The organism is Kineosporia sp. NBRC 101731 (assembly GCF_030269305.1).
In the GTDB taxonomy this organism is placed as follows: Bacteria; Actinomycetota; Actinomycetes; order Actinomycetales; family Kineosporiaceae; genus Kineosporia.
In genome coordinates, this window is sequence record NZ_BSTC01000005.1 from 25286 (window position 1) to 33792 (window position 8507).

At 68.4% G+C, this 8507-nt stretch carries 5 protein-coding genes; all 5 read right to left on the reverse strand.

Annotated features, from left to right (window positions below):
• Nucleotides 1–14: 14 nt before the first annotated feature.
• The 5 genes from QSK05_RS15815 to QSK05_RS15835 all read right to left on the reverse strand — a co-directional run bounded on the left by QSK05_RS15815 (nucleotide 15) and on the right by QSK05_RS15835 (nucleotide 8219).
• Nucleotides 15–4724 carry an FtsK/SpoIIIE domain-containing protein gene (locus tag QSK05_RS15815; protein ID WP_285597973.1) on the reverse strand — a complete coding sequence of 1570 codons (4710 nt, stop codon included), beginning with the start codon at nucleotides 4722–4724 and terminating at the stop codon, nucleotides 15–17.
• A 67-nt stretch (nucleotides 4725–4791) separates the two neighbouring features.
• Nucleotides 4792–6210, reverse strand: coding sequence for a hypothetical protein (locus QSK05_RS15820; protein ID WP_285597974.1), 1419 nt, complete (start codon nucleotides 6208–6210; stop codon nucleotides 4792–4794).
• 57 nt (nucleotides 6211–6267) lie between these two features.
• Nucleotides 6268–6570 (reverse strand): hypothetical protein, encoded by a 303-nt coding sequence (locus tag QSK05_RS15825; protein ID WP_285597975.1) that lies wholly within the window; start codon nucleotides 6568–6570, stop codon nucleotides 6268–6270.
• Between the two features lie 45 nt (nucleotides 6571–6615).
• Nucleotides 6616–6933 carry a hypothetical protein gene (locus QSK05_RS15830; protein ID WP_285597976.1) on the reverse strand — a complete coding sequence of 106 codons (318 nt, stop codon included), beginning with the start codon at nucleotides 6931–6933 and terminating at the stop codon, nucleotides 6616–6618.
• 29 nt (nucleotides 6934–6962) lie between these two features.
• Nucleotides 6963–8219, reverse strand: coding sequence for a hypothetical protein (locus tag QSK05_RS15835; protein WP_285597977.1), 1257 nt, complete (start codon nucleotides 8217–8219; stop codon nucleotides 6963–6965).
• Between the last annotated feature and the right edge of the window lie 288 nt (nucleotides 8220–8507).

Here is an 8507-nt window from a genome sequence, read left to right on the forward strand (position 1 = left end):
GATCGGGCCCTACCTCACTTGAGCTGGGTCAGGGGCACCGCGATCAGGTGGACCTTGCCGGGCCGGGCGCCCAGCGTGGTGTAGCCGCGGCCCGGGCGGATCTGGGTGCGTACCTGGCTGTGCGTGAGCCGGGCCCCGAGCAGGTCTGATTCCATGCTGTTCTGGGGAGCGAGCAGAATGCCCTGTCGGCTGCGCTTGGCCTCGCCGATCCAGCCTCCACCGGTACCCACCACGAGTTCCGGTGATCCCGCGAAGGCCATCCCCAGCTCATGGTCACGGCCGGTGGCTGCGATCTCCCGCAGCACCGCGCCCACCGGATGGGAGGGACCGAGCAGGTCCACGTCGTCGATGAGGACCACGGTGGGCCCCTGCTCGGCGTCGATCAGCTTGCGTAGTTCTTCGGGCTCGGGATGCAGACCGACCAGGACGTCGACGTTGCGGTGATTGATCATGCGCCGCAACGGTGACTCCCGGGGAGACAGCACGACCAGCCGGGTCCCGTTGGCCAGCAACGAGATTCCCAGCGCGCAGAGCACGTTGCTGCGTCCGGACCCGGCCGGGCCGACCACCGCGAAGCTGTTCTCCCGTCCGGCGAAGTCGACCGTCAGCGGGGTGGTGCCACCGTCGGCGAGCCCGAGCAGGGCCTTCAGCGGCTGGTGCTGCGTCTGCGGCCAGAGGCCGAACGCATCGGCGAACGACAGTTCGGACGGCATCGGCGGCACTGACACCGGCCGAAGGGCCTGCGGGATACCGAAGTCGCGGGCGGTCGTGGTCCGGCCGATCTCGCGCAGGGCGCGGGCCTGGCCCTCACCCGAGGGATCGGCGCCGAGCAACGCCACCTGTACTTCGAGCTGGTCCTGGGGCCGCCAGGCCCGGCCCGGGGAAATCACCGGTGGGATCCGGCTGATCGGTAGCCCGGTGAGCGACATGTCGCTGCGTTCGGTCATCCGCATGATCAGCTTGTTGTCGCTGAGCGAGGCCACCCGCCCGCCGAGCAGAACCCGGTCGGAGGTCATCACCAGGTGAATCCCGACCCCGGCACCCTCGCGGAGTATCTCCTGCATCTGGGCGTACAGATCCCCGCCGTCGTGATCGGTCAGGGTCGCCGCCAGCGGGTCCCAGCCGTCGACGAACACCACCAGGTGAGCCGGGGCCTGCCCGGCCGGCAGCTTGGCCCTCAGCTCGGGCAGGTCGGCGGCGCTGGCCTTGCCCAGCAGCTGGTGCCGGCGATCGACCTCGTCCATCAGCAGCCGGATCAGCCGGCCCAGACGCTCGATGTCGGAGCGCGGCACGACGCCCCCGCAGTGCGGCAGATCGGTGAGAACGCCCAGGGCGCTCCCGGCCGCCTCGATCCCGTAGATGTGCAGATCGGCACTGGAGTTGTCGCGGGCCAGAGCCCCGGCCACCGTGCGCAGTACCTGCGAACGACCGGCCCGCGGAGCCCCGATGACGAACAGATGGCCGTCGCTGCTGGGGTCGAAGTAGAGCGTGCGCTGCTCCTGCTGGCCGGGCAGGTCGGCCCGGGCGAACGGAGCCCGGAACATCCGGTCGACGGTGCGGCGGTCGATCCCGAGCTGCCGATCGGCCTCGTCCAGCTCTTCCAGCAGAAGACGCCCCGACAGCGCCGGCAGCCAGGGCCGGGGCTGCGGCGCACAGCCGGTGAGTTGCGTGGCCTCCTGGACCGCGTCGACGAGCTCGTCGAGGTCGGTGCGGGGAGCCTGGTCGCCGGGTGCGGTGGTGACCGTTCGGGCCGGGCCGGAGCGGCGCAGCGAGACCGGGCGACCCAGGCCGCTCCAGGTCAGCCGCTCGGCGACCGGCGCGGGGATCTGCTCCGGCGCCTCCGGCTGCTGGTCCTGCCGGGAAGTCCCGCCGACGTAACCGGCCTGGAAGGGCATGACGGAGCGGTGCCCGAGCCGGGCCAGCGCCCGGCCCGGGGTGCGGGTGGAGATGTGGGCGGCGTCATGGGTGTCGATCACGTCTGACGACTCGCCCGGGTCGGTGACCCGCAGGGCGATCCGCAGGTTGGTGTTGGCCTTGATGTCGCTGGTCACCACCCCGGCCGGGCGCTGGGTGGCCAGGATCAGGTGGATCCCCAGGGAACGCCCGCGCTGGGCGATGCTGACCAGACCGGGCACGAACGAGGGCGCCTCCCGGGCCATCGTGGCGAACTCGTCGATCACGAGCAGCAGTCGGGGCATCGGTGCCAGCTCCGGGGTACGCGCCCGGATCGCCTGGTACTCCGGCAGGTCCTTGGCCCCGGCCTGCGCCAGCATGTGTTCCCGCCGGCGCAGTTCGGCGGCGAACGAATCCAGGGCCCGCAGGGCGAGCGCCTCGTCGAGGTCGGTCACCATCCCCAGGGTGTGGGGAAGGTTCACACAGGCGTGGAAGGCACTACCACCCTTGTAGTCGACCAGGACGAACACCAGTTCGTCCGGGCGGTTCAGGGTGGCCAGGGAAATCACCAGAGACTGCAGGAGTTCCGACTTGCCGGATCCGGTGGTGCCGGCGACCAGGCCGTGCGGGCCGTCCGTCACCAGGTCGAAGTGCACGGGCCCGTCGAAGCCGGAGCCGAGCGGGAAGACGGTGCTGAACGGTTCCCGCGACCACCGGTCGGCGATCTGCTGGCCGGTGGGGACGTCGGGCAGACCGAGCAGTTCCATCATGCGCACCCGTTCGGGCAGCCCGGCCACCTCGTCCGGGGTCACGTCGCGCAGGCTGGACAGTGCGCGGGCAACGTTCTCGCACCAGGGCCGGCTGACGTCGTCCGGGCGGATCCCGGAGACGTCGGCCTGGTTGACCTGGCGCAGGGTGAGGGTCTGCTCACCGACCTGGACCACCGCGGTGCACTCTTCCGGCAGCAGTCGGTCCATCAGATCCACGGCCACCGAGAAGACCCTCACCGCAGGCCCTTCCACCAGGATCTTCATCACCCCGGGCACGTCGCGCAGCCAGCGCGCACCGTCCATCACGACCAGGATGTCGGGGTCGGCGAACAGCACCGTGCCCATCCGGGAACCCCGGGCCTCCTGCCGGGCCTTGATCAGCTGGAGCAGCTCGTTCACCCGGTTGGCCAAGGTCTCGGGATCGTTGCCGAACGTCAGCAGCGGGGAGCCGGGGCCCGCGGCGTGCGGTCGCACGTGAGGCAGCCAGCGAGCCCAGGCCCAGCGCTCGGGCATGGCCGCCGGCCCGTCCCCGACGCCGGGTCCGGCGAGCAGGTAGATCCGCAGGTCACGGGGACTGTGCAGGGTGGCGGCCTGAGTGACCAGCCAGCGGGCGACCGAGGCCGTGCGGTGCGCCGGCCCGGCGATCCCGACGACCCCCCGATCGGCGATCGACAGTCCGATCGGCACGTCCGGCACCTTCCACCGGTAGCGACGCTGTCCGTCTTCGCGGGCCGGATCGTCCAGCTCCATCAGCGAGGGCTGGTCGACGGTCCCGAACCGGGCCATGAGGAAGTCGCCGTCGGTGCGCCGGCGTTCCCACAGCCGACTGCCCGGTCCGGTGGCGATCAGACCCACCATGGCCGGATCGGGTGAGGCCTGGCAGCGGGCCTCCCGCTCCCGGTTGACCGTCTCGAAAACCTTGTGCTCGGCATCTTTACGGCGTTGCCGGTAGGTAGCGCTGTCTTCCCGGTAGCGCCGCGCCCCGCTGCGCCGGTCCTGCACCCAGTTGGCGATCATCATGATCGGGCTGATCAGGGTGATCAGCACGAAGTAGACCGAGTGGAACAGGAACACGAAGGCTATCCCGATGACCATCGGCGACAGCATCATCAGCAGGGGGAATCGGCGCTGGACAGGTGGTTTCGGAGGGACCGGGAGCTTCACCGGAGGCTGGGTGAGGGGTGGCACCAGCCGGGGCGGGCGGTTGAAGTCGCGGGCGATCTCGTCGACGGAAGGGCTGACCGCGGCATCGGCGTCGAACCGGTGCACCAGCCGCAGCAGCGTTTCCCCGATGGCCAGATCCATGCCCGGCTGCCAGCGACGCGCGCCCTGACTGCCCTGCATCATCTCCGCGTACTCGCGGGCGGCGTCTTCGATCACCTTGGCGTACTGCGGGTCGGGGGCGCCGACCTCCTCCCGCGGCGGCTCCGGCAGGCTGAGTCGCCCGCCCTCGACGGTCGCGGTCTCGTCGGCCAGGGTCATCCCGGTCTGGGTCAGCTTGTGGCCGCCCAGCCCGGCCAGCCAGGCCCGGCCGTGCCGGTCGACCGCCACTTCCGGCCCGCGTTCGGGTACGTCGGCCGAACTGAGCGTGACCCAGCTGCCGGGGGCCCGGCCGATGCCGTGGGTGCCGAGCTCGAGCGGCCAGATCCGGCCCGCGTCGGGGCCGCTGACCGCGTGGATCTCGAGCCAGTCGACCCCCGGCTCGGCCGGGCGCCAGTCGGCGTCGCGCGGCGGCGCCGGGGAGTCCAGGTCGAGCAGGTCGCCGCGCAGCATCCCGGCCTGCTCGATCGTCGCATCCGCCGGGAGCAGGATGCCCTTGCGGTACGGACGCGGCTGGTCGGGGTCGTCCGATGCCGGGTCGTCCGATGCCGGGTCGTCCGGTCGGGGGGCCGGGCGCAGGGGTGCCGGATCGAGGCCCAGAGCCTGCGCCGCGGCGGTGACCACCTCGTCGACGGTGTTGTGCTTGTTCACGTCCAGGACGATGTCGCCGATGTCGTCGATCTCGTCGGGGAGCGTTTGCCCCGGCGCGGGGCTGGACGCCAGGCTGATCACCAACTGCACGGGTGGATCCTTTCGGGGTGGCCGGTCAGGGTGACCTGGCCGCCGATGCTGTTCGAGAGGGTGCTTCTCACAACACGTCCTGGCTGCGGTCGCGGTGCGACCCGGCTGAACCGGCTGATGCTCCGCTGGTGAAGTCGTCGGCGGGTTCCGGCTCGTCGAGGGACCATCGCGGTGCTGTTGAGGCTGTCGGCGCTGTCGGCGCTGTCGGCGCTGTCGACGGTGGCGTCGGATCGGGCCATGCGGCGGCGCTCGCCGACGCCGAGCTGAATCCGGAATCGGCGGTGAACGTCTTCTCCGGACGAGCCCACTCGTCGTCCTCGTACACCAGCTCCGAGAGCTCAGTCAGCTCCGATTGCTCAGATTGCCAGGCCGGTCCGGGTGTTTCGGTGTAGGAATCGTCCCAGGCCGCGGGTGAGGCCGCCGCTGGCCGGCCGGTGATCGGGGCGGCGGCACTGATCGGTGTCTCGAGCGTGGGCTGGGGAGTGGTCTGCTGCGGCGCGGCGGGGTTCGGGCGGCGAGGGCCTCGGGCCAGCACTCTCGCCACGGCCTTCTCCACCGGGGCGGAGTCTGCGGTCAGTTCGAGATCAGGGGCATCCAGCCGACCGTCGGCGTCGATGGGTAGTTTCCAGCGCCGGCCGGGATAGGGCCCGGAGGTCACGACCCGCAGTTCGGGCAGGACGGAGACCAGCCAGGCCAGGGTCTGGGCCTGGGCCGGTGACATCCGGCTGCACACCAGCACGACCATCCGCTCGGCGGGCGGATGATCGAGCCGGGTCTGCAGTCGTTCCAGCACGGTGTCCAGATCCGGCCCGCGGAAACCCGGATGCACACCCGAGGTCACGATCAGGTCGAGTCCGTGACCGGCCAGCCCGCCCAGGAGTTGCGCGCTGATGGCGCACAGCAGGCTGTGCACCGGTCGCGGGGGACCGGACAGTTCGACTACCCCGGGGGCCTCCCACAGGTTCAGGAACAGCACCGCCGGGGTGCCGGGCAGCGCTGCCCGGGTGGTCCCGACGGCCAGATGGCCGACCATCCCGGTCTCCAGGATCGGCGTCATCCCGCTCCGGGCCGCCACCCACCAGCCGTGCGCCTCCCGAAAGCCCAGGGGAGTGGACGGAATGGTGGGGGCGGCGGGGAGGACGGCGACCACCTCCGCGCCGGACAGTGCGGCGTGACAGCGCAGGTCGTCCGGTTCGGTGCTGCGGTGCAGCGCGTCGGCGGTGGCAGCCCGCAGGATGCCGCCCAGATCGGGATCGGTCAGCTCGCGGGCCAGCAGGCGTACATCACCGGAGAAGCGGTGCCATCGCAGCAACGGACGGGCCAGATCGGCGGCGGTCTCCCGGAAGTACTGCCGAAGCCTTCCGAAAGTATTGCGCCACCCCCACTTACGTCCGTACCAGCGTCCGACGAAGCCGAGAACGACCAGCGCCTCGACCACGAGAACGATGGTCAGGAAGAAACTTCCGCTGAAACTGAAGCCGGTCATGGAACCTAGTCCGTCGGTGTTGTCTGCGAGGCGGTGGAGCGACAGCTGTTCTGTGTATCAGCTGGTGCCGCTGGAGGAGTAGCCCTTGTCGAGCTCGTTGAGGTTGCTGAGGATGGATTGGAACGTCGTGGAGAAATCGCCGATGTTCTTGATCGCCTCGTTCAGGTCCTCGGCGAACTTGGTGAACTGCTCACGCAGGAGAGGGCTGGACTGTTTCATCCACAGCCCGCCGCTCTCCTGGAGCAGGCTCTGCACCGACGTCTTCAAAGTGGTGAGAGAAGTGATGATGTCGTCCATGTTCGTGGACATGGTTTTCTGGACGTTGGTGATCTGGCTGGAGTCCACATTGATGTCGGGCATCGGATCCTCGTTCCTCGGTCTGCTCGGTCTGCTCGGTTGTGCTGATCAGCTCTTGCTGTCGCCGGAGCCGGCAGACTCCACGATCGACCGGTCCAGGTCTTTCAGCTGGGTGACGATGTTGTCGAACTGGTTGGCCCACTGCGGGATGCTGTTGATCGCCTCGGTGACCGACTTGTTGAAGGCCTCGTACTTCTCCTGCAGGGTCGGACTTGAGCTCGTCAGCCAGAGGCCACCGCCGTCGGCCAGCAGGCCGTCCACCGCCTGCTTCACGGCACTGAGCTTCGGCAGGGTGTCGTGGGTGGTGCTGTGCAGGTTGGTCGTCACCTCGACGACCTTCGTGTAACTCACCTTGATGTCGCTCATGTTCGGTTTCCCTTCTCCATCAGGATATTTCAGCGAGGTATGTAGTGATCGTCGACCGGTCCGGAGTCATCGGACGTATCGCTCTGTTCGTCGTCCTCGTCCGTCTCGTTCTCGGGAGGGCCACCGGTCTGGGTCCAGGTGTCCGACTCGTAGTTGCCCGTGTACTCCCGCCGCACTCCGTCCTCGTCCGTGACGACTTTCGTGTCGGTGTTGAGGAAGGTCTTGTAGTCGTCCTTGGTCTTGATCTCGTTCGGATCGTTGTTGGTCACCGTGGTCGTCGTGGTCTTGCCGTCGTCGTCCACCGTGACCGACTCGTACCCGAAATCCTTGACCACCTTGCCGTCGGCGTCCTTCTCGACGTCCGGGGTCACCGTCGTGGTCGAGGAGGAGTCGTTGTCGCTGTCCTTGGGATCCTGGAAAGAGCTCTTCACGGTGGAGTTACCGTTGGCCTGATATGTCGTCACGATCGTCTCCGTGGTGCCGTCGGAGTGCGTGATCGTCGTCGTGACCTTGCTGGGGGTGTCCGGAAAACCTGGGATTTCGTAATCGTACGAGGTGGTCTCGGAGTAGCCCAGGCCGGACGTCGATGTGACCGTGCTGGTCTCGATCTTCACTCTGCCCTCCTTGTCGTACGTCGTCTCGGTGAGAGCGCGGTTCTTCTTCTCTTCTTCAAGAGCCTTGATTTCTTCCGCGGTCGGCGCCTTGTCCGAGTGCGCGAATTCATCGCCGTCCTTGTTGCTGTTGGAGAAGTAGTCCGAGCCGGCAGGCCTGTCTCCCGCATCCTCCGGGACCGGAGTTTCGCCCTCGCCGTCGCCGTACTTGAAAAGATGCACCGGAGCCTGGTTGACCAGTGCGCCGTTCTCGTCGTAGATCGGGGACGGCGTGAACATCAGGTCTTTGTTCTTCAGGTACAGGTCGTGCTGATTCTTCTTAGACTCCCAGGTGCTCATGGCCTGCCGGCTCAGCAGCGATGACGCCTGCTGGGCAAAATCCGCATCCATGTCGAAGAACTTGGTGGCGACGCCGTCGAGCAGGAGGGCCAGGTCTTCCAGGCGGTCCATCGAGTCTTTGAAGGGCTTGTGCCAGGCAACGCGGAACCGCCGCAGTGCGCCGGTGAGCTCGCTGTCCCCGACCGCCCCGCTGTCGCTGTCCTCGTCACCCGTCCCTGAGGCCAGCTCGGGGACCTTGAACTCCACACTCCCCTTGAGCTCGCGGGCATCGGCGGCCATCTCGTGCAGCATGTCGTAGTCGATCTGTAGATCGGGACCGGAATTGTCCTCGGGCATCACGGTCTCCGTCCTACCTGGTGACCACCGGTGGGCACGGTCGGGTCGCAGGTGAGTGGGTGGGCCTGGACATTTTCCGCTGAGGTGCCGCCGGTCCGGTCGGGCACACCGGGAACTCTGTACCGATCGGCGTCGATTTCTGCATTTTCGGTCAGAGCTCGGAAGGTGCCCTGGCGCCGGATGGCGGCGAACGGGACGATTACCGGCTGGTGCCACGGGTTTGCCGACGGCTGGGGCACCCGGCCAAGGTTCAGCCACACCCCTGGGCGTCGGCTGAGGAGTGTTCTG

Bases quoted from the DNA above. Each gene is read 5' to 3' on its own strand.
- QSK05_RS15820 (WP_285597974.1), bottom strand. From the start codon at position 6,210: ATGACCGGCTTCAGTTTCAGCGGAAGTTTCTTCCTGACCATCGTTCTC.
- QSK05_RS15825 (WP_285597975.1), bottom strand. From the start codon at position 6,570: ATGCCCGACATCAATGTGGACTCCAGCCAGATCACCAACGTCCAGAAA.
- QSK05_RS15830 (WP_285597976.1), bottom strand. From the start codon at position 6,933: ATGAGCGACATCAAGGTGAGTTACACGAAGGTCGTCGAGGTGACGACC.
- QSK05_RS15835 (WP_285597977.1), bottom strand. From the start codon at position 8,219: ATGCCCGAGGACAATTCCGGTCCCGATCTACAGATCGACTACGACATG.